Source organism: Vibrio sp. JC009, assembly GCF_029016485.1.
Lineage (GTDB): Bacteria > Pseudomonadota > Gammaproteobacteria > Enterobacterales > Vibrionaceae > Vibrio.
Genome location: NZ_CP092106.1, coordinates 2131529 through 2150898, shown reverse-complemented (window position 1 = coordinate 2150898; position 19370 = coordinate 2131529). Strand labels below are relative to the sequence as shown.

18 protein-coding genes and 2 tRNA genes are annotated in these 19370 nt (G+C 46.4%); 11 read left to right on the top strand and 9 right to left on the bottom strand.

Features of this window, described 5'->3' with window-relative positions:
- Position 1: 1 nt before the first annotated feature.
- Positions 2 to 973, top strand: a complete 972-nt coding sequence (locus L3Q72_RS09560; RefSeq protein ID WP_275129721.1) for an ABC transporter ATP-binding protein — start codon at positions 2 to 4, stop codon at positions 971 to 973.
- On the top strand, positions 970 to 1977 hold the full coding sequence (gene oppF / locus L3Q72_RS09555; RefSeq protein ID WP_275129720.1) for a murein tripeptide/oligopeptide ABC transporter ATP binding protein OppF: 1008 nt from the start codon (positions 970 to 972) through the stop codon (positions 1975 to 1977). Before L3Q72_RS09560 ends, oppF begins: the two co-directional genes overlap by 4 nt.
- 73 nt (positions 1978 to 2050) lie before the next feature.
- Here oppF and L3Q72_RS09550 read toward each other — a convergent pair whose 3' ends face one another.
- From L3Q72_RS09550 to L3Q72_RS09530, 5 genes are all read right to left on the bottom strand, one after another.
- Positions 2051 to 2863, bottom strand: a complete 813-nt coding sequence (locus L3Q72_RS09550) for a GGDEF domain-containing protein (RefSeq protein WP_275129719.1) — start codon at positions 2861 to 2863, stop codon at positions 2051 to 2053.
- 448 nt (positions 2864 to 3311) lie between these two features.
- Complete coding sequence (locus tag L3Q72_RS09545) at positions 3312 to 4784, bottom strand: MFS transporter (protein WP_275129718.1); 1473 nt, start codon at positions 4782 to 4784, stop codon at positions 3312 to 3314.
- 150 nt (positions 4785 to 4934) lie between these two features.
- Positions 4935 to 5234, bottom strand: coding sequence for a hypothetical protein (locus L3Q72_RS09540; RefSeq protein WP_275129717.1), 300 nt, complete (start codon positions 5232 to 5234; stop codon positions 4935 to 4937).
- A 281-nt stretch (positions 5235 to 5515) separates the two neighbouring features.
- Positions 5516 to 5600, bottom strand: a tRNA-Tyr gene (locus tag L3Q72_RS09535).
- A gap of 71 nt (positions 5601 to 5671) precedes the next feature.
- Positions 5672 to 5756 (bottom strand) — tRNA-Tyr (locus tag L3Q72_RS09530).
- A 272-nt stretch (positions 5757 to 6028) separates the two neighbouring features.
- On the opposite strand from L3Q72_RS09530, the gene L3Q72_RS09525 reads away from it, so the two are divergent.
- From L3Q72_RS09525 to L3Q72_RS09515, 3 genes are all read left to right on the top strand, one after another.
- Complete coding sequence (locus L3Q72_RS09525; RefSeq protein WP_275129716.1) at positions 6029 to 7114, top strand: efflux RND transporter periplasmic adaptor subunit; 1086 nt, start codon at positions 6029 to 6031, stop codon at positions 7112 to 7114.
- Complete coding sequence (locus L3Q72_RS09520; protein ID WP_275129715.1) at positions 7114 to 10227, top strand: multidrug efflux RND transporter permease subunit; 3114 nt, start codon at positions 7114 to 7116, stop codon at positions 10225 to 10227. The genes L3Q72_RS09525 and L3Q72_RS09520 overlap by 1 nt, the downstream gene beginning before the upstream one ends.
- A gap of 156 nt (positions 10228 to 10383) precedes the next feature.
- On the top strand, positions 10384 to 10842 hold the full coding sequence (locus tag L3Q72_RS09515) for an Lrp/AsnC family transcriptional regulator (protein ID WP_275129714.1): 459 nt from the start codon (positions 10384 to 10386) through the stop codon (positions 10840 to 10842).
- A 288-nt stretch (positions 10843 to 11130) separates the two neighbouring features.
- Here the strand turns inward: L3Q72_RS09515 and tesB are convergent, their stop codons facing one another.
- The gene (gene tesB / locus L3Q72_RS09510) at positions 11131 to 11991 is read right to left on the bottom strand and encodes an acyl-CoA thioesterase II (RefSeq protein WP_275129713.1); all 861 of its coding nucleotides are present in this window, start codon (positions 11989 to 11991) and stop codon (positions 11131 to 11133) included.
- Between the two features lie 102 nt (positions 11992 to 12093).
- Here tesB and L3Q72_RS09505 point away from each other — a divergent pair, with 102 nt between their 5' ends.
- The 4 genes from L3Q72_RS09505 to L3Q72_RS09490 all read left to right on the top strand — a co-directional run bounded on the left by L3Q72_RS09505 (position 12094) and on the right by L3Q72_RS09490 (position 14636).
- Complete coding sequence (locus tag L3Q72_RS09505; RefSeq protein WP_275129712.1) at positions 12094 to 12549, top strand: YbaY family lipoprotein; 456 nt, start codon at positions 12094 to 12096, stop codon at positions 12547 to 12549.
- A 107-nt stretch (positions 12550 to 12656) separates the two neighbouring features.
- Positions 12657 to 13835, top strand: a complete 1179-nt coding sequence (locus tag L3Q72_RS09500; protein ID WP_275129711.1) for a GGDEF domain-containing protein — start codon at positions 12657 to 12659, stop codon at positions 13833 to 13835.
- A gap of 113 nt (positions 13836 to 13948) precedes the next feature.
- Entirely contained in the window at positions 13949 to 14437 is a 489-nt protein-coding gene (locus L3Q72_RS09495; protein WP_275129710.1) for a hypothetical protein, read from the top strand.
- Complete coding sequence (locus L3Q72_RS09490; RefSeq protein ID WP_275129709.1) at positions 14418 to 14636, top strand: hypothetical protein; 219 nt, start codon at positions 14418 to 14420, stop codon at positions 14634 to 14636. Before L3Q72_RS09495 ends, L3Q72_RS09490 begins: the two co-directional genes overlap by 20 nt.
- A 6-nt stretch (positions 14637 to 14642) precedes the next feature.
- On the opposite strand, the gene L3Q72_RS09485 is transcribed toward L3Q72_RS09490, so the two are convergent.
- The gene (locus tag L3Q72_RS09485; RefSeq protein WP_275129708.1) at positions 14643 to 15611 is read right to left on the bottom strand and encodes a helix-turn-helix domain-containing protein; all 969 of its coding nucleotides are present in this window, start codon (positions 15609 to 15611) and stop codon (positions 14643 to 14645) included.
- 104 nt (positions 15612 to 15715) lie between these two features.
- On the opposite strand from L3Q72_RS09485, the gene L3Q72_RS09480 reads away from it, so the two are divergent.
- Positions 15716 to 16507 carry an MBL fold metallo-hydrolase gene (locus tag L3Q72_RS09480; RefSeq protein ID WP_275129707.1) on the top strand — a complete coding sequence of 264 codons (792 nt, stop codon included), beginning with the start codon at positions 15716 to 15718 and terminating at the stop codon, positions 16505 to 16507.
- 70 nt (positions 16508 to 16577) lie between these two features.
- Here the strand turns inward: L3Q72_RS09480 and rpe are convergent, their stop codons facing one another.
- The gene (gene rpe / locus L3Q72_RS09475; RefSeq protein ID WP_275129706.1) at positions 16578 to 17246 is read right to left on the bottom strand and encodes a ribulose-phosphate 3-epimerase; all 669 of its coding nucleotides are present in this window, start codon (positions 17244 to 17246) and stop codon (positions 16578 to 16580) included.
- Positions 17239 to 17688 (bottom strand): ribose 5-phosphate isomerase B, encoded by a 450-nt coding sequence (gene rpiB / locus L3Q72_RS09470; RefSeq protein ID WP_275129705.1) that lies wholly within the window; start codon positions 17686 to 17688, stop codon positions 17239 to 17241. The genes rpe and rpiB overlap by 8 nt, the downstream gene beginning before the upstream one ends.
- 259 nt (positions 17689 to 17947) lie before the next feature.
- Here rpiB and L3Q72_RS09465 point away from each other — a divergent pair, with 259 nt between their 5' ends.
- On the top strand, positions 17948 to 19342 hold the full coding sequence (locus tag L3Q72_RS09465) for a sucrose-specific PTS transporter subunit IIBC (RefSeq protein ID WP_275129704.1): 1395 nt from the start codon (positions 17948 to 17950) through the stop codon (positions 19340 to 19342).
- Positions 19343 to 19370 lie beyond the last annotated feature (28 nt).

The window sequence follows — 19370 nt, the reverse complement described above, 5'->3', positions numbered from 1 at the left end:
AATGAGCTTATTAGATGTCAAAGATCTGCGCGTCGAATTTACCACCCAAGATGGTATCGTAACCGCAGTAAACGATTTAAATTTCTCCCTGAATCAGGGTGAAACTCTGGGTATCGTAGGTGAGTCTGGTTCGGGTAAATCTCAGACTGTATTCGCCATCATGGGCCTGCTGGCTAAGAACGGTATTATCAAAGGTAGTGCTAAGTTCGAAGGCAAAGAGATCCTGAACCTGCCTGAAAAAGAGCTGAACAAGGTTCGCTCCGAGCAGATCGCTATGATCTTCCAGGACCCGATGACCTCACTTAACCCTTACATGAAGGTGAGTGACCAGCTAATGGAAGTATTGATGCTTCACAAAGGCATGGGTAAAGCAGAGGCGTTTGAAGAGTCTGTACGCATGCTTGAGGCGGTGAAAATCCCTGAAGCACGTAAGCGTATCACTATGTACCCGCATGAGTTCTCAGGCGGTATGCGTCAGCGTGTAATGATTGCGATGGCACTTCTGTGTCGTCCTAAGCTGCTTATTGCGGATGAGCCAACAACAGCACTGGACGTAACCGTTCAGGCTCAGATCATGGATCTGTTGAACGAGCTTAAACAAGAATTCAACACAGCAATCATCATGATTACTCACGACCTTGGTGTGGTAGCCGGTTCCTGTGACAAGGTTCTGGTTATGTACGCAGGTCGTACCATGGAATACGGCACTGTAGATGAGATCTTCTACAACCCGAGCCACCCGTATGCTGAAGGTCTGCTCAAAGCGATTCCTCGTCTGGATACCGAAGGTGAGATTCTGCCGACGATTCCGGGTAACCCGCCAAACCTTCTGCGTCTTCCACCAGGCTGTCCTTATCAGGAGCGTTGCCACCGTGTAATGGACCGCTGTAAGAAAGAAGCGCCGATCCTGACGCCATTTGGCGATGGTCGTCAGCGTGCATGTTTTTCTGATTGGGAGGCTTGGAAGAAATGAGTTTAGAGACAAAAGCAAACAACAAAAAGCTGCTTCTTGATGTTAAAGATCTGAAGGTTCACTTCAGCATTGCTTCAAAATCAGCATGGCCATGGTCTAAGCCTTCTAACCTGAAAGCGGTTGATGGCGTAAATGTACACCTTTACGAAGGTGAAACACTTGGTGTAGTTGGTGAGTCCGGTTGTGGTAAGTCTACTTTTGCCCGTGCGATTATCGGCCTGGTAGAAGCGACTGACGGTGAAGTTCTCTGGCTTGGTCAGGATCTGACTAAGATGAAAGATGTTCAGCGCCGTGAAACCCGTAAAGAGATTCAGATGATTTTCCAGGATCCTCTGGCTTCTCTGAACCCTCGTATGACAGTGGGTGACATCATCGCTGAGCCGCTACAGACGTTCTATCCAGAGCTTTCCAAGCAGGAAGTGAAAGACCGCGTTAAAGAGATGATGGCGAAGGTAGGTCTGCTGCCTAACGTTATCAACCGTTATCCGCACGAGTTCTCTGGTGGTCAGTGTCAGCGTATCGGCATTGCACGTGCGCTTATCCTTAAGCCTAAGATGATTATCTGTGACGAACCTGTATCCGCACTGGACGTATCGATTCAGGCACAGGTGGTTAACCTGCTTAAAGAGCTGCAGCAAGAGCTGGGCCTGAGCCTTGTATTCATCGCTCACGACCTTTCTGTGGTTAAGCATATCTCTGATCGTGTACTGGTAATGTATCTGGGTAACGCAGTAGAACTTGGTGAAGCAGATGCACTGTTCGCTAACCCTAAGCACCCATATACAACGGCACTGATGTCAGCGGTACCAATTCCTGATCCGGAAATTGAGCGCAACAAAGAGATTCAGATGCTGGAAGGTGATCTTCCTTCGCCAATCAGTCCTCCGTCTGGCTGTGTGTTCAGAACACGCTGTCCAAAAGCGACTGAAGAGTGCGCGAAGACTAAGCCTCAGATTCAGGGTAATGATGTACACGCTGTGTCCTGTCTGCATGTCAGCGTTTAATAAATTCAGCCTGTGACGGGCTTAAGCGCGGTCTCTTCGGAGCCGCGCTTTTTTTCGCCCGGGAGTCTGGAGCCTAAACCTGAGGTGCCAGTTCCAGTTCGTTGCTGCTGACCACTTTATTCCGCCCTGTTTCTTTCGCTTCATAAAGTGCCTTATCCGCAGCTGACAACAGGGATGCCGAATCTTCTAAGCCGTATTCTAAAGACGAAACACCAAAACTCGCCGTCACATTAAAATCAGATAGTTTAAATACCTGAACCGATTCGCGAATTCTTTCCACCAGATTATGGGCATCCGCACCACTGGTATAAGGGAGAATAATACAGAACTCTTCGCCGCCGTAACGGCAGACGCAGTCTCCCTTTCTTACATGGGTGCGTAGTATTGTCGCAATACCTTTCAGCACTTCATCCCCAACCAGATGACCGTAGGTATCATTGATGCTCTTAAAGTGGTCGATATCCGCCATTACGCAGCAGATATTGTGATCGTACCGCTTTGCGTTGTAGATATATTCTTCCAGTCTGCTTTGAAAGGAACGCCGGTTCAGACAGGCGGTAAGCGGGTCAATTTCTATCAGTTCTTCAAACTTCTTGTTGGAGTCCAGCAGCTCTCTTTTTAGCAGATTCAATTCGCTTTCATTTTTGCGGATAAGTTTGATTTCCGCAGAGAGAACCTCGATCTCGCGAATAAGCGCAGCTTTATCTTTCGCTGTAATAAAGAGAGCGAAAAAGCTGGCCACACAGAGTGAGAACAGCAGATAGTAAATTTCGTACTTCTCGTTGCCGTTTATCCAGCTAAGAAGTGCATTGCCAGCCCCTGACAGTAAAAGCAATGCATAGAGCAGAGCAGCAAGACCAACCGGGAGTAGTATTTTATTTTTCATTGCTAATCAGCTTATTATAAGTAAATGCAGAAGAGTGATGATTAAAAAGCAATCATCGCATATGCAAGTATGAGCTTAGCAGATATGTATAAATAAAAATGAGAGATAAGAGGGAAGGTGGTTTTATTTTTGGGAAAAAGGTGTTTTTTAGGGGTTACAGGCTGACTCTTATACACAAGTTTAAGAAGCCAAAGAATGCTCCTCCCCTTAGCCTCGAAAGGACGGATTTTCGAAGAAGTAGCATCGAAGGGGAGGCTGGGAGGGGTTGTTTCTCATGAGGTTAAGTTTTGGTGGTTTAACCATACATGGCATAACCAACCCCCTCTAACTCCCCCTTCTGTTAGCTTTATCAACCACTTAGGCCTTTCACTCAAGGGGGAGAACCGTTCTCTGGTCACTTTAATATTTGTGTACAAGAGTCAGGGTTACAGGCTGGCTGACTACATTCTTATGCCTCAGACAGTTCTATCTGCAGTGATTCGTCTTCGGCTTTTTTCAGCATTTTACGGATGATAACAGACGCCAGTAAAGCCACACCGACCATGACAATAGCCAGTATGGTCAGCAGTTTAAAGTAATCACCATAGACAGTTTGCACGATTTCCTGGGAGATTTCCTGACCTTTCTCTAAAGCGATAGAGGTAGAGAACACTGCACCAACAATGCCACTTAATGCAATTGCAACTGAATACAGGCTTACTGAGAAATTCTCGATATGCTTTGGCGTTACAGAAAGAATAAACGCAACTACCAGACTACCGACAATAACTTCGCCAAATGCAAGGAAGAAGTGAATTACCAGGAAAACCTCCGGACGAATAATCACATCTTCACCCACGGTGAGAACGGCAACGGTCAGAGTGCCAAAGGCAATCGCCGTCAGGATGAAGGAGAAGCTTACCTTTGTTGCGGTGGAGAAATTAATGCCGCGCTTTTCAAGGCTTGAAAAGAGTATGGAAATCACAGGACCTGCAACCATACACCAGAGCGGGTTCATCGCCATGGAGCCTTCCGGTGCTATCGGGATGATACCGAACAGATCGCCGCGCATCGTGTTGATGGTGACCATAGTCATGGAAGTCATCATCTGACCGTAATAGACAAGGAAAGCCGTGGCCAGTACAAACATGATAAGTATGGTGCCCATCTTCAGTGCATCGGATTTTCCGGCTTTAAACATCAGTGAGATGAAGTAGATAATAGCGACAGCACCGATGGCGTAAACGATATTTTTGCCCACATCCATGTTGGAGAACATAAAGAATACCAGACCAATCATGGCGGCAGATGTCACCATAAACAGCCCCCAGTTCTTTGCAGAAACTGAAGCCTGATCGATCTCCGCTGCCACTTTCTTCAACGGATTTCTGAAACTAATCAGGGTAAACAGAGCCAGGCCAGCCAGGATCGCTGAAAGCATAAAGCTGCCGTAGAAGCCGATGGTCAGTACCAGCATAGGGAACATATACTGGCCGATCAGAGCACCAAGGTTATTGACGGAATAATTGACCGGATAACCGTTTTCAAAGTTCTCTTCAGTGGCGAAGGTACGCTTGTAGAGACTTGGATAAGAAGGTGACATCAGGCCCCTTGCATAACTTGCCAGTGCGATACCGCAAAGGCTCATTGGCACATTTAATGTTGAAGCGCCCAGTAGCAGCAGTACGTAACCTGATACAAACCCCAGATACGCAATGGTCAGAGACCGGTAGGCGCCGAGGAATTTATCTGCGATAAAGCCACCGGCTATAGCAAAAAGGGGCCCGATAGCTGAGAAAGCACCCACCACCATCATGGTGTCAGCTTCGCTATAGTTCAGCTCTTCCAGGAAGAAACGGGTCAGGATGATCATGACGCCGTAGTATGATAAGCCAAACATGGCCTGACAGAACATCATGGAGCCATTTAATCTATTCCACATAATAATATCTCGCTCAAGTGTTAATTATTAGATTTATGAGTTAGATATTTTACCATTTTACAGTGAAATGTAATTGTTACTAAATGTATGGCAAAGGATTAGAAAAAGTAATGGCCCGGAGATATCGGGCCATATAAAAGGAGTGATAAATTATGCGGTTTGCTCAGAATAGGCAGGAACAAAAATTATGCCTTTAGTATCTTTAATTACGTTTCCTGCCAGCAGGCATCTTCTTGCTCTCAGGTTACAGATTTTTCCTTCCATCCAGCCTTTTAACAGTCTCTGCCATGGGCCAATATAGTGACCGGCACACGCTTCTTTCTGATCGTCAGACTGAGCTTCAGACAAGTTTGCCTGATGGGCAGTATTGCGCTCATTTCTGGCACGATTCATCAGTGGTGCGTAGATTGCGTCGTATCCGTCCTTAGATAATCTCTTGCAAAATGTCATATTGGCCTCTCCCTGTTGGCTATGTTCAAATTAAGAATAGGCGATAAATTAAACAGGGCAAGATGAACTCTGTGCGAAAAATCAGCATTATTTGGCTTTCTGACAAAGAATCGCTGGCAAGGTATTGAATTTAAATTTGATTTTAGATGGCTAACTCTAAAGTGTTAATTTAAGGTTAATGCATGTAAGCGTGATGTTAATCACATGTCAATCTTACGTTGAGCTGATAATAAAATAGAAAGGCAATAAAAAAGCCAGCTCAGTGAGCTGGCTTTGAAAGATGGTGGAGGGGGACGGATTCGAACCATCGAAGGCGGAGCCGGCAGATTTACAGTCTGCTCCCTTTGGCCACTCGGGAACCCCTCCAGGGTATTTTTATCCTTAACTGCTGTTTTCCCAACGCAAGCAATCAAGCTGATTCTCTATTTGAGAGAAAATGGTGGAGGGGGACGGATTCGAACCATCGAAGGCGGAGCCGGCAGATTTACAGTCTGCTCCCTTTGGCCACTCGGGAACCCCTCCAGGGCGTTTTTATACTTAAGGACCGTTTTCCCAACACCGTCATCAAGTGAGGTGCGCATAATAGCAAACTCGCTTTGCCTGTAAAGAATTTTCTTAGCATTTTGGCGCGGTTGCTGCAAATTTGGGCAAAGACGCTAAAAAGTGCACATTTTGTCGGTGATAAATTACCCTTAATAAGACATTACTTAGGTTTAGCCAACCTTTACATTTCTTTACGTTAGCGGCGTTACTTGTTGTTAGAATAGAGTAAACCATTGTTTGAGAGCCCCAAAATGAAAAAACTAAGCTTTATTGCTGTCTGTATATCAGCACTCCTGATTGCAACAGAAGCGCCTGAAGTGGTTGCTGCCGGTCAGGGCAAAGCAGAAAAAATGTCAAAGGCAAGAACCACTCTGGTTGTCACAGAAACGGTTGGAATTCATAACATATCTCAGTCTCTGACTTTAATCGGCAAGCTTGAGGCAGAAGAGTCCGTGGTTATATCACCGGAAGTCTCCGGTAAAATCGATGTGATCAAAGTTAAGGCCAATCAGAAAGTAAAAGATGGTGATCTGCTGGTTCGGCTTAACGACGATAAAACCAAAGCGACATTTGCAGAAGCGCAGGCCTACCTGAAAGATGAACAGCGTAAACTGAAAGAGTTTGAAAAGCTGGCGAAAAGGGGCGCGATAACACAGACCGAAATTGATGCGCAGAAAGCCAGCGTAGAAATTGCCAGAGCACGACTGGCTGCAGAAAAGGCAAACCTGAGCTATCTCAATATTACAGCACCCTTTGATGGCACCACAGGTTTTATCGATTTCAGCCGCGGCAAGATGGTGAGTGCCGGGACCGAACTGTTAACTCTGGATAACCTTTCTGTTATGCAGTTAGACCTTCAGGTGCCGGAACGCTATCTCTCTTTGATTTCCATGGGAATGAATGTGAAAGCCAGTTCAAATGCCTGGACCGGCCAGGTGTTTAACGGCTCTGTTACCGGTATTGATACCCGGATTAACAGCGAAACGCTGAACCTGAGAGTCCGTTTACAGTTTTCTAATCAGGACGAAAAGCTTAAGCCGGGCATGCTGATGTCGGCTAATTTAGAATTCCCGCCTGTGGCCGCGCCGATTATTCCTGTTCAGGCTCTGCAATACGCAGGTACTAAGCGTTATGTCTACATCATTGACGAAAACAGTAAAGCACATAAAACGGAAGTGATTCTGGGGGCTCGTGTCGGCAATGAAGTGGTGATCGAAAAGGGGCTGAAAATCGGTGAGCGAATCGTTGTGCAGGGTATTGTCAATATGCGCGACGGTGCAAAGGTGGTTGAAAACGGTCAGCAGCAGAAACGACCAGGCAAAAAGGATAAGTCATAATGTGGTTATCCGATGTTTCAGTAAAACGGCCGGTTGCTGCGGTTGTATTAAGTCTGCTGCTGGTAGTGTTCGGAATCGTCTCCTTTTCCCGCCTTGCTGTCCGGGAGATGCCGGATATTGAAAGCCCGGTGGTTACCGTATCCACCCGGTATGAAGGCGCTTCTGCAACCATAGTTGAAAGTCAGATCACTTCAGTTATTGAAGATCAGCTTTCGGGTATCAGCGGTATTGATGAGATCTCTTCTACAACCCGCAACGGTATGTCACGCATCAAAGTGACCTTTAATCTGGGTTATGATCTGAATACCGGCGTCAGTGATGTTCGTGATGCAGTTGCCAGAGCCGAGCGGGCACTGCCTGATGAAGCCAGTGAGCCGGTGGTTTATAAGGATAACGGCAGCGGTGAAGCTTCCGTATATATTAATCTGAGCTCCAATGAAATGGACCGGACCCAACTGACGGATTATATCAACCGGGTTTTAATGGACAGATTCAGCCTTATCACCGGAGTGAGTTCCATCGATGTGACCGGTGGTCTGAACAAGGTCATGTACGTCAAGCTTAAACCGGACCTGATGGCCGGACGGGGAGTGACGGCTGCAGACATTACTTCCGCGCTCAGAGCGGAAAATCTGGAAAGTCCGGGAGGTGAAGTCCGCAACGATGCCATTGTGATGTCAGTACGAACCGCACGTACCTATAGCCAGCCGGAAGATTTCGATTATCTGGTGGTAAGACGGGCATCCGACGGCTTCCCAATCTATCTGAAAGATGTGGCCGAGGTTTATATCGGCGCAGAAAACGAAAGCTCCACCTTTAAAAGTGATGGCGTGGTTAACGTCAGTATGGGGATTATTCCTCAGTCGGATGCAAACCCGCTGGAAGTAGCGCAGGCAGTTCATGAAGAGGTGAACGCAATTCAGAAGTTTCTTCCTGAAGGAACCCGGCTGGCTATCGACTATGACTCGACCATATTTATCGACCGCTCCATTACTGAAGTTTATAACACCCTGTTTATTACCGGTGGTCTGGTTGTTCTGGTTCTGTATATCTTTATCGGCCAGGTCAGAGCCACACTGATCCCCGCTGTTACCGTGCCGGTATCCTTGATTTCTGCCTTTATTTCAGCCTACTTTTTCGGTTTTTCTATCAACCTGATCACCCTGATGGCTCTGATCCTTTCAATTGGTCTGGTGGTGGATGATGCCATTGTGGTGGTGGAGAATATTTTCCACCATATCGAAAAAGGGGAGTCCCCACTGCTTGCTGCCTATAAAGGCACACGTGAGGTGGGGTTCGCAGTTATCGCGACGACGCTTGTGCTGGTTATGGTATTTCTGCCCATCTCGTTTATGGAAGGGATGGTGGGCCTGCTGTTTACCGAGTTTTCCGTGTTGTTGGCGATGTCAGTGATCTTCTCATCTCTGGTCGCCCTGACTCTGACGCCGGTTCTTGGCAGTAAGATCCTGAAGGTTAACGTAAAGCCAAATGCCTTTAACCGTGGTGTTGAGGTGATGTTTACCAGGCTGGAATCCGGATACCGCTTTTTGCTGAGCCAGGCAATGCGAGTCAGACTGGTTGCGCCTTTAATCATTCTGGCCTGTATCGGCGGAAGTTATCTGCTGATGAAACAGGTTCCTTCTCAGCTGGCACCGCAGGAGGACAGAGGCGTGATGTTTGCCTTTGTCCGGGGCGCCGATGCAACCAGTTATAACCGTATGGCCGGCAACATGGAGCTGGTGGAACAAAAGCTGATGCCGCTGTTGGGCCAGGGCCTGCTTAAATCTTTCAGTATTCAGACTCCGGCTTTTGGTGGCCGGGCAGGGGACCAGACCGGTTTTGTCATTATGATTCTGGAAGACTGGGATCACCGCAAAGAGAATGTTCAGCAATCATTAGGAGTTATCCGCAGAGCACTTTCAGGTATTCCGGATGCCCGTGTCTTCCCGTTTTTACCGGGATTCAGAGGTGGCTCCAGCGAGCCGGTTCAGTTTGTTCTGGGTGGCTCCGACTATAAAGAGCTGCAAAAGTGGGCTGAGCTGCTAAAGCATGAAGCGGATGACAGCCCTATGATGGAAGGTGCCGAAGTCGGTTATTCAGAGAAAACGCCGGAGCTGGTTGTTTCTGTTGATAAGCAGCGCGCCGCTGAACTGGGTATTTCCATCTCAGAGATTTCTGAAACTCTGGAGATTATGCTTGGTGGTACCAGTGAAACCACCTTCCTTGAGCGTGGTGAAGAGTATGATGTTTATCTTCGTGGTGATGAAAACAGTTTCAATAATGCTGCGGATCTGAGTCAGATTTACCTGAGAACGGCATCCGGGCAACTGGTCACTCTGGATGCGGTTACCAGGGTTGAGGAGATTGCCTCTGCCATTAAGCTTTCGCACTACAACAAGCAGAAATCCATCACGGTGACCGCTAATCTGAAGGACGGTTATACCCTGGGTGATGCTCTGGACTATTTAGATCAGAAAGCGATCGATCTTCTGCCGGGGGATATTTCTGTCAGCTATTCCGGTGAATCTAAAGATTATAAGGAAAATCAGTCCAGCGTCCTGGTGGTTTTTGCTCTGGCTTTGCTTGTGGCTTATCTGGTACTGGCCGCTCAGTTTGAAAGCTTTATCAACCCGCTGGTGGTGATGTTTACCGTTCCTATGGGGGTAATGGGGGGCTTTATTGGTCTGGTGGTGATGAGTCAGGGGCTAAATATCTATAGCCAGATCGGAATGATTATGCTGATTGGTATGGTAACCAAAAACGGCATTTTGATTGTGGAGTTTGCTAACCAGTTAAGAGATCGCGGAATCGCGTTTGAAAAGGCGATTATTGATGCATCTGCCCGCCGTTTAAGACCGATTCTGATGACAGCATTCACAACCCTGGCCGGTTCTATTCCTCTGATTATTTCAACCGGTGCCGGTTACGAGAGCCGGGTTGCGGTAGGTACCGTGATTTTCTTTGGTATGGCCTTTGCGACACTGGTGACTCTGTTTGTTATTCCGGCAATGTACCGCTTGCTTTCCGCTTCAACTGAGGCTCCGGGCCATGTGGAAGCTGAGCTGCATAAGATGCTGGATCACGATACTAAAGGAAGAGCGAGCCACGGTTAACCTGAGTCCCCCTGACATAGCGCTGCTATTTCCGGGGGAACAGTTCAAATCTAAAAATGTCTGCCCATAGTCATATTTGTAAATAAAAATGAATATAAGAGGAAATTTTTCTAGTATTGGTTTAATTTGTAGAAATTAAAACAATCGGAAAACGAAATGAATCTGGATAAAACCGACCGCAAGCTGCTTTCTCTGCTGCAAAATGACGGAACTCTCTCTCTGAATGAGCTGGCTGAAGCCGTAAACCTGACCACAACCCCCTGCTGGAAAAGACTGAAAAGGCTGGAAGAGAGCGGTGTGATCCGCAAGCGTGTCGCCTTGCTGAATCCTGAAACTCTGGGGCTTTCTTTTACCGCATTTGTTTTGGTTAAAACCAGTGACCACTCGCATGAGTGGTACAGCCGTTTTGTAGAAACGGTAACCCCATTCCCGGAGGTGATGGAGTTTTACCGAATGGCGGGTGAGTACGACTATATGATGAAGGTTCAGGTCGCCGATATGAACTGTTTTGATATGTTCTACAAAAAGCTGGTAAATAGTGTTGATGGTATTTCCAATGTGACCTCAACTTTTGCGATGGAGCCGTTGAAGTATACGACGGCGTTACCTATATAGGGCTGTCAGCTTTTGATAGCTATATTACACAAGTTTATGTAGCCAAAGAATGCTCCTCCCCTTAGCCTCGAAAGGAGGGATTTTCGAAGAAGTAGCATCGAAGGGGAGGCTGGGAGGGGTTGTTTCTCATGAGCTTAAACTTTTGTGATTTAGCCATGTAGGGTATAACCAACCCCCTCTAACTCCCCCTTCTATTAGCTTTATCAACCAGTTAGGCTTTTTCACTCAAGGGGGAGAACCGTTCTCTGGTCACTTTAATATTTGTGTATAAGAGCTAGGCGGATAGTTTTAATTAGTAAACCTCATCACTCCTTCCTGAACAGCAGACGCAACCAGGTTCCCCTGTCTGTCAAAGATCTCACCGCGTACCAGGCCGCGTGTGTTGCTGGCTGTGGGGCTTTCGATGGCATAGAGCAGCCATTCGTCCATTTTGAACGGGCGGTGGAACCACATGGAGTGGTCTATGGTTGCGATCTGGAACTTGGGTGTCATCAGGGTGACTTTATGCGGGTGCAGGGCCGTGGTGACAAATCCCCAGTCGGAGGCGTAAGCCAGCAGATACTGATGGATAAGCAGGTTGTCCGGGACAGTGCCGTTGGCTTTAATCCATAAATACTGTTTAGGTTCGGTTTTGACTGGCTTTAGCGGGTTAACCACAACCACCGGGCGCACCTCTATAGGCTTTTCTCCGCAGAAGATCGCCTTGATTTTATCCGGCAGAAAATCTGAGATCTGCTTTGCCAGCTCTGACTCAGACGCATAGTTTTCAGGACCTGGAATATCCGGCATGGCGTTTTGGTGTTCAAATCCCGGAGTATCGCCGTGGTAAGAGGCAGTCAGATAGAAGATAGGCCTGCCGTTCTGAATCGCTTTTACCCGCCTTGTACTCAGGCTTCGGCCATCCCGCAGATTTTCTACATCATAAATAATCGGTTTTTCCGGATCACCCGGGTGCAGAAAGTAACTGTGAAACGAGTGAACAGCTCTCTGATTGTCCACTGTGTATCTTGCCGCGGATAACGCCTGTCCCAGTACCTGACCTCCGTATACCTGAGGCAATCCTAAATGCTCGCTTTGTCCCCTGAAAAGAGTGTTCTCCAGTTGCTCCAGTTTTAGTAGTTCAAGTAATTCACCCAGTGCTTTGCTCATTCCCGGCCTCCGTCAGTTTTTTGTTAATTTAATACTGCTTAGCGGATTTAATTACAAGAGATACTTATAATCCGGCCAGTTTTTTTTGCCGGAGGTAAGTATATGAAAAAGGCGTTGTTAGTAATATTTGCTGTCGTGATGAGCGTTGTGTTACTTGGCTGCGAAACAGATAAGAAGTCAGCGGATACGGCACAGGAGCAAAGCGCAGAAGAGGTAAATATGGCATCGGTAACAGGCAGTATCCTTTACCGGGAAAGAGTTGCTCTGCCCGGAACCGCAATGATTACGGTGACTCTGGAAGATGTTTCCCGTGCAGACGCGTCAGCCATCGTTCTTGCTGAGCACTCCTTTCCTTCCGATGGTGCTCAGGTGCCGTTTGATTTTGAACTGAGCTATGATGCAAACAAAATAGATCCTCGTCATAGATACGCGGTCAGGGCTGTTATTCAGCTTGATGATAAAATCCGCTTTACAACGGACAGAGTCTATTCGGTGATCACAGACTCCGCCCGGACAACAAATTTACTTCTTTTGCTGAAAAGCGTGCCGGGCGATTAATCAAACGTGATACGGAAACTTGAAGGAGCGATCTGTTTAAACCTATACTTTCCAGACTAGAGTGATTACTTAAATTTGAGCCTTGGAGGCAATCTGGTGGGATGGAGATGACTAGTCAGGAAAGTGACTTATTCAGGTTTGATGGTTCTTACAGGGATTCTGATTCAGAAAAGGATTTCCATAAGACGCGCTGGCAGGGTTATGTAGTCAAGATCCGATTCCTGTGTTTACTTTCCGGAGTTGCTTATCTGACGGGGATTTACAGCGATACTGTGACTCTCGGTAATGCAGCTGGTTTTTACTATATGATGGTAGCCAGGCTGATCACGTTTGGTTCTGCGCTTTACTGTATTTTTTCAACCTTCAGCAAAAGTTATAACAAAACCCAGAGAGCGCTGCTGCTCTACTTTATTCTCATTACATTAACGGAATGCTTTGAGTTATACCTGTTACCGGAGATAGGAAAGCAGGGGTTACCACTTCTGTTGATTATCATGTTGCTGTATTCCCTGTTTCTACCGGTCCGGTATGTCTATTCAGCTTTCGCCTGTTTATTTGCAACCGTGCTATATAGCGGGATTTTGCTTATTGTGCATGAGTTTCCCTTAAAGCAGGTCTCACCGATTATTGCCTCTTTTGGACTGGTTACCGCCATGGCACTAAGCATTATGCGCAATATCAACCGCTCTAAACGTTCAGAAGCAAAACTGATATCACAGCTTAAAGAGGTCAACGAAAAGCTGGAGATTGAAATTGCTGAAAAGGAACTGGCGAAACAGGAACTTGAGCAGCTTGCACGGATAGATGGATTAACCAATATCTACAACAGACGCCACTTTATCGAGCTGGCTGAACGCGAGAAGCTAAGAGCAGACAGGAGCAGGCATTGCTTCAGTCTGCTGTTTTTAGATATAGACCACTTTAAAGCCATAAATGACAGCTACGGGCATGATATTGGTGATCTGGTGCTGCGGAATCTGGTCACCACCTGTCAGGAAAATATAAGAGTCATCGACATTCTGGGACGCTATGGTGGTGAAGAGTTTGTTCTGCTTCTGCCGGAGACGGAAAACCAGGAAGCGCGCCGGATGGCTGAGCGACTGAGAGAATGCATTTCAGAAACAGTAACAGAAACGCCAGCGGGTGAAATCTCCATTACTGTCAGTATTGGTATCTCTTCAAATGAAACAGAAGAGGGAGCGACAATTAATAGCCTGCTGAAGCAGGCGGATATCGCTTTATATAAAGCGAAGGAAAATGGTAGAAATCGGGTGGAGTTTAGATAGCGAAAAGGTTAGTTATTAAATGTTTACAGAATGCTATTACTAAATAAATCAGTTGCTTAGGTTGTCTCTGTGTTGATAATAGACCTAGAAAATGAATGTTTCTAGGTTTAGATATGTTTAATGTAATCTATGATCGAATACAGGTGCAGTCTGTTCCTGATGGAAAAGTAGTTTTTTATCCTTTTACTATTGATGATGTGGAATTTGCTTGCACTTTGGTGGAGCTAAGTTGTGAGCTTCCTGATATAACTGATCTTGCATATGATCTAATAGAAAATGAGAAAGTAATTACCAAGGCTAAAGATACATACTGGATTGAGTTCGATACCGTTAGCAACATGACCAACCAAACTCCCTATGAGCAGATGCAAGACACTGGATTTGGTTTCAGGCATTGGGTACATTTATCAAATGCACTTTGTGAGATAATAGCTTTTCATCAACAGCAATATAATTGTGATTTCTATTTTGCAGAACCGGCAAATGACCGTTTGGCAAGGGCTTATCAAAGGTTGCTTGTTCCCAAACTACAGGAAGATGGTTATAATTATTATGTTGATGAGACCGACGATGGAGGGTGGTATGTCTTCTACAAATATTAAGAGTTCGCCTAACAAAGCAGCTGCTGTTTCCCGGGCTCAGACTATTGCATGGGCCATTTCTAATTCTCCTGTTGATACAAAACTGACAGAGAAAGCGCGTAAGGCTGCCCGAAAGTTTAGACACAAAAAATCGGCTATATCAGGATGTCGTGTTTCAAAATCAGAGCTAAGAGCCGCTAACAAGGCTTCTGCAGCATAATCATTATTAATTATTACTACTAAAATGACTTCTCCACTGAGAAGGCGTGACCTGAAAAGCCTGTTTAAAGTGCTTCCTGTACACGCTTTCTGAGCCAAATCCTGCCAGTTGGGCCACATGGGCGATGGAGTAATCGTTACTTTCGAGCAGTTGCTGGCTTAGTTTTAGTCTTTGATTCATCAGCCATTCACCAAAAGTGCAGCCGTAGACGGCTTTGAATTGTCTGGTGAAAGTGCGTCTGCTCATGGCGCATTTTTCTGCAACTGAGTCCAGACTATGCGGCTTATCCAGCTGATGTTCTATCTGTTCAATTACCTTACTTATCCCGGTTTCCTGTTCAGGTCTTGGCGGAATAGGGGTCGGAATATATTGCTGCTGTCCGCCGGAACGGAACGGGGCGGTGACCATAACACGGGCAAGCTGGCTCGCGACTTCGCTGCCGCACATAAGGCGAATGATATACAGGCAGCAGTCCAGAGCAGCGGCGGTGCCAGCTGAAGTGATTAGCTGATCATGAGCGATAAATAACGGTTTGTTGTCAAACTCTACTCTTGGGAACTTACGGGTAAAAAGTTCAGAAAACGCCCAGTGGGTGGTGGCAGTTTTGCCGTTTAGCAGCCCGGTTTCTGCGATAACAAAAGCGCCCAGACAAAGTCCAACCAAAATCGCGCCTCTTGCATGAGCATCTTTTAGTTTTTCAATCAACAGATCCGGTGGCTCAGGAAGGGCGTTAGGCCAGCTTGGAACAATGATCATATCGGCATTATCGAGCAGCGATAAATCGCTATCGACAGAAATACTGAATCCGGAGCTGGTATTCATTGTCATATCCGTCAAGCCGCAGATGTTCAATTCGAACATGGGTTCCCGGTCGATAAATACATCCTGAAATATCAGGCAGGGCACCGAAAGGTGAAATGCACTGATGCCTTCAAACGCGACTACCGCAACTTTTCTCTTTTTTACTGCACTCATACAAATGGCCCGATTTGAGCGGTGATTGTCCTTAAGGACAGTATTGCATTATTTCGCTTCGGTTCATAATGACTTTCAGTTTTTAACAGCAACCGAGTCTTAACATGAAAATCCATCATCTGCGCAGTGCAACATTTGTTATTGAATCAAATGATAAATTTATCCTGATTGATCCTATGCTTGCAGAAAAGGGCACGCTTCCTCCTTTCTCAGTATTCCGCTATAAGGCGAAGAAGAACCCAACAGTTGATCTGCCAGAGAATGCAGATGCGATACTGAGCAAGGTGACTCATGCGCTTATTACTCATAGTCAGACTTTTAACTTTAAGCCTTTGCAGCATATCGACCATCTGGATAAGTCAGGAGAGGCCTTTTTGGCAGGAAAGAACATCCCTGTTGCCACACCAGCAAAGGATAAGGCGTATCTGGAGAAATACGGTATGACCGTTGAGCAGGGCGTTGCAGACTGGGAAACCGCAGAGTTTGCCGGAGGCAGAGTAACCGCAGTTCCTGCCCTTCACGGACATGGATGGGTCAGTAAAGTTTCTGCCAATGGTTGTGGCTTTTACCTGGAGTTGCCGGGTGAGCCTTCAATATATGTAAGTGGTGATACGGTACTGACCGATGATGTTAAGCGTGCGCTTACAGAGTTGAAGCCGGATATCGCTGTGGTTGCTGCCGGTCAGGCACGTCTGGATGTAGGTCAGTCTCTGCTGATGCCGAAAGATGAAGTGATTGAATTTATCAGGCTTGCGCCGGGTAAAGTGGTCGCAAACCATATGGAAGCGCTGAACCATTGTCCGGTTGACCGTAAAATTCTGCGTGATTCTGTGGTGATGCAGGGGTTGGAGGATAAGGTTATGATTCCGGCGGATGGTGAGGTGCTGGAGGTTTAGTAAAAAAACAGAACCCAATAAAGGCTTAAGGATGTCATCCTCGCGAAGGCGGGGATGACAACAAAAATTATTACGCCGCCGCTTTCTGACCTAAGCTTCGTAGATCCTGCATCGTTTCAGCGTAGCTCTTTTCTTTACCAAATAATCCTGCTGTACCCAGAATAAAGTATTCCATTTTATCCTGCAGGCGTTCAATTACCTGCGGGCTGATGGCGCCGTCAATGGCCAGTTTGGTGTTGGTGCCTCTGGCTTCGATCATTTCAATAATGCGGTCGATACGGTTGTAGGCGTTGTCGATAAATGCCTGGCCGGCAAAGCCCGGGTTAACGGACATAATCAGGATTACATCGGTAACATCCAGAACATCTTCGATAGCGCTAAGTGGTGTGCCCGGGTTAATTGCCAGACCAGACTGAATGCCTTTTGCCTGAATATTGCCAAGGGTTCTGTGCAGGTGCGGTGGCGCTTCTGCATGCACGTACATCAGTTTAGGGCCAAGAGAGGCAAACAGATCGATAAACTGGTCGGGATCAGAAAGCATCAGGTGAACATCGTAATCGATGCTGGTCAGGTTACGAATGGCTTTGATGTCTTCTGGACCGAGTGCGAAGTTAGGCACAAAGTGGCCATCCATCACATCGATATGCAGCATATCCACATCTGCTTTTTCCAACTCTTTCAGTTCTTCGGCCAATTTAGAAAAATCGACACACATCATTGACGGACAAAACTTAGGCATGTTGTAACTCCTCAATCTCTGCAATCTGATCAACGCGTCTCTGGTGGCGGCCACCTTCAAACTCTGCACCAAGCCAGCTATCAATAATCATTTTTGCCAGCTCAATACCCACAACCCGTGAGCCAAAGGATAGAATATTGGTATTGTTGTGCTCTTTAGAAAGGCTGGCAGTATACGGGTCACTGCATACAACGGCGCGAATACCCGGTACTTTATTTGCTGCCAGTGAAATACCCACTCCGGTACCACAGATCAGAATGCCCAGGTCGGCCTGTTTATTTACAACAGCATTTGCAACAGCCAAACCATATTGTGGGTAGTCAGTCCGCTCTGTTGACTGAGCGCCCAGATCTTCCACCTCAATACCCTTACTTTCTAAGTGATTGATAACAAGTTCCTTGTGTTCAATACCAACGTGATCACAACCAATAGCGATTTTCATAACTCTTACTCGTAGATGATTAACTTGGTTAAAAGTTTACAATAAAGTTTACGAATGTAAATATCGAAATTTTACAGATAATGCAAAAACTGCTGCAAGTCTTTGTATGTAAGGAGGTAAAAAGTTTACAAAAATATTTATGCGCATAAAAAGTTCACAAAATAATTCATTTTGTGATCTGTGTAGATGTGTGAAGTGAATTTTTGAGCTAACTTAATAGGCAGTTAATCAACACACATAAACCAAACAGGATATGTCTATGTCATATGCGATGATTGCCGAAGAGCTGGTGGGCTCACTAGGCGGAAAAGAGAACATCATCTCCGTTGCACACTGTGCAACAAGACTGAGAGTAATGGTGGCAGATGAAAACAAAATCGATAAGGATAGTATCGAAGATACCGATAAGGTAAAGGGTACTTTCTTTAACAGCGGTCAGTACCAGATTATCTTTGGTACAGGCACGGTAAACCGTGTATTTGAAGCAATTGAAGGACTGAATCTGTCTACATCAAGTAAGTCGGAAATTAAGCAGGCAAGTGCAGAGCAAGGCACCGCAATTCAGCGAGCAATCCGTACTTTCAGTGACGTATTTGTTCCACTGATCCCTGCACTGGTTGCAACCGGTCTGTTTATGGGCTTGCGTGGCCTGGTTACCCGTCCTGAAGTATTAGCGGTTTTCGGCCTGACGCCTGAAGCAATATCAGCCAACTTTATCCTTTACACCCAAATCCTGACTGATACCGCATTTATCTTCCTGCCGGCCATGGTTGCCTGGTCAGCAAGCCGGGTATTTGGCGGCACACCGCTCATCGGTCTGGTGCTTGGTTTAATGCTGGTCTCGCCGGCCCTGCCAAATGCATGGGCAGTGGGTTTCGGTAATGCTGAACCTTTGCTGTTCTTCGGCTTTATTCCGGTCGTGGGTTATCAGGGTTCTGTTATTCCGGCATTTATTGCAGGTTGGCTGACCGCGAAACTGGAACGCCGTATCCGCAGTGTTATGCCTGAAGCTTTTGATCTGGTAATGACGCCTTTCCTGACCCTATTAATTATGAGTGCGGCGTCTCTGCTGATTATCGGTCCTCTGTTCCATATCGTTGAAGTTGGCATGGTAGACGCAACGAAATACCTGCTGGATCTTCCTCTTGGTCTGAGTGGTCTGTTCATTGGCTTTGTCTGGGATTTGATTGTTGTTACCGGTGTTCACCACGTATTTAACCTTCTGGAAATCCAGTTGTTAGCAAATGAAGGCAGCAACGTGTTTAACGGTCTGATTACCGGCGCGATTTCTGCTCAGGGTGCAGCATGTCTTGCAGTGGGTATGAAGTCTAAGAGCAAGAAGATGAAGGCACTGGCATTCCCGTCAACCGTATCTGCCTTCCTGGGTATTATCGAACCGGCGATTTTCGGTGTAAACCTGAGATACTACCGCCCATTCGTGTTCGCTCTGATTGGTGGTGCATTAGGTGGCTTTACTGCTCAGCTAGTGGGGCTTGCAGCAAGCGGCATGGCAGTTACGGTAATTCCGGGCACGCTTTTATACCTTGATGGCCAGTTAATGTCTTACTTCCTGGTTCATGCTGTAAGTTGTGGCGTAGCCTTCAGTCTGACTTATATGTTTGGTTATTCTGACAAGATGCTGGAAAAGAAATAGTAAAAACAGTTAATTAAGAAAAGCCCCT

Excerpts from the sequence above, each read along its gene's own strand:
- L3Q72_RS09465 (WP_275129704.1), top strand. The coding sequence starts at position 17,948 with ATGTCATATGCGATGATTGCCGAAGAGCTGGTGGGCTCACTAGGCGGA.
- L3Q72_RS09485 (WP_275129708.1), bottom strand. The coding sequence starts at position 15,611 with ATGAGTGCAGTAAAAAAGAGAAAAGTTGCGGTAGTCGCGTTTGAAGGC.
- L3Q72_RS09495 (WP_275129710.1), top strand. The coding sequence starts at position 13,949 with ATGTTTAATGTAATCTATGATCGAATACAGGTGCAGTCTGTTCCTGAT.
- L3Q72_RS09560 (WP_275129721.1), top strand. The coding sequence starts at position 2 with ATGAGCTTATTAGATGTCAAAGATCTGCGCGTCGAATTTACCACCCAA.
- L3Q72_RS09490 (WP_275129709.1), top strand. The coding sequence starts at position 14,418 with ATGTCTTCTACAAATATTAAGAGTTCGCCTAACAAAGCAGCTGCTGTT.
- rpiB (WP_275129705.1), bottom strand. The coding sequence starts at position 17,688 with ATGAAAATCGCTATTGGTTGTGATCACGTTGGTATTGAACACAAGGAA.
- L3Q72_RS09545 (WP_275129718.1), bottom strand. The coding sequence starts at position 4,784 with ATGTGGAATAGATTAAATGGCTCCATGATGTTCTGTCAGGCCATGTTT.
- L3Q72_RS09550 (WP_275129719.1), bottom strand. The coding sequence starts at position 2,863 with ATGAAAAATAAAATACTACTCCCGGTTGGTCTTGCTGCTCTGCTCTAT.
- L3Q72_RS09540 (WP_275129717.1), bottom strand. The coding sequence starts at position 5,234 with ATGACATTTTGCAAGAGATTATCTAAGGACGGATACGACGCAATCTAC.
- L3Q72_RS09520 (WP_275129715.1), top strand. The coding sequence starts at position 7,114 with ATGTGGTTATCCGATGTTTCAGTAAAACGGCCGGTTGCTGCGGTTGTA.
- L3Q72_RS09505 (WP_275129712.1), top strand. The coding sequence starts at position 12,094 with ATGAAAAAGGCGTTGTTAGTAATATTTGCTGTCGTGATGAGCGTTGTG.
- L3Q72_RS09500 (WP_275129711.1), top strand. The coding sequence starts at position 12,657 with ATGACTAGTCAGGAAAGTGACTTATTCAGGTTTGATGGTTCTTACAGG.
- L3Q72_RS09525 (WP_275129716.1), top strand. The coding sequence starts at position 6,029 with ATGAAAAAACTAAGCTTTATTGCTGTCTGTATATCAGCACTCCTGATT.
- rpe (WP_275129706.1), bottom strand. The coding sequence starts at position 17,246 with ATGCCTAAGTTTTGTCCGTCAATGATGTGTGTCGATTTTTCTAAATTG.
- tesB (WP_275129713.1), bottom strand. The coding sequence starts at position 11,991 with ATGAGCAAAGCACTGGGTGAATTACTTGAACTACTAAAACTGGAGCAA.
- oppF (WP_275129720.1), top strand. The coding sequence starts at position 970 with ATGAGTTTAGAGACAAAAGCAAACAACAAAAAGCTGCTTCTTGATGTT.
- L3Q72_RS09480 (WP_275129707.1), top strand. The coding sequence starts at position 15,716 with ATGAAAATCCATCATCTGCGCAGTGCAACATTTGTTATTGAATCAAAT.
- L3Q72_RS09515 (WP_275129714.1), top strand. The coding sequence starts at position 10,384 with ATGAATCTGGATAAAACCGACCGCAAGCTGCTTTCTCTGCTGCAAAAT.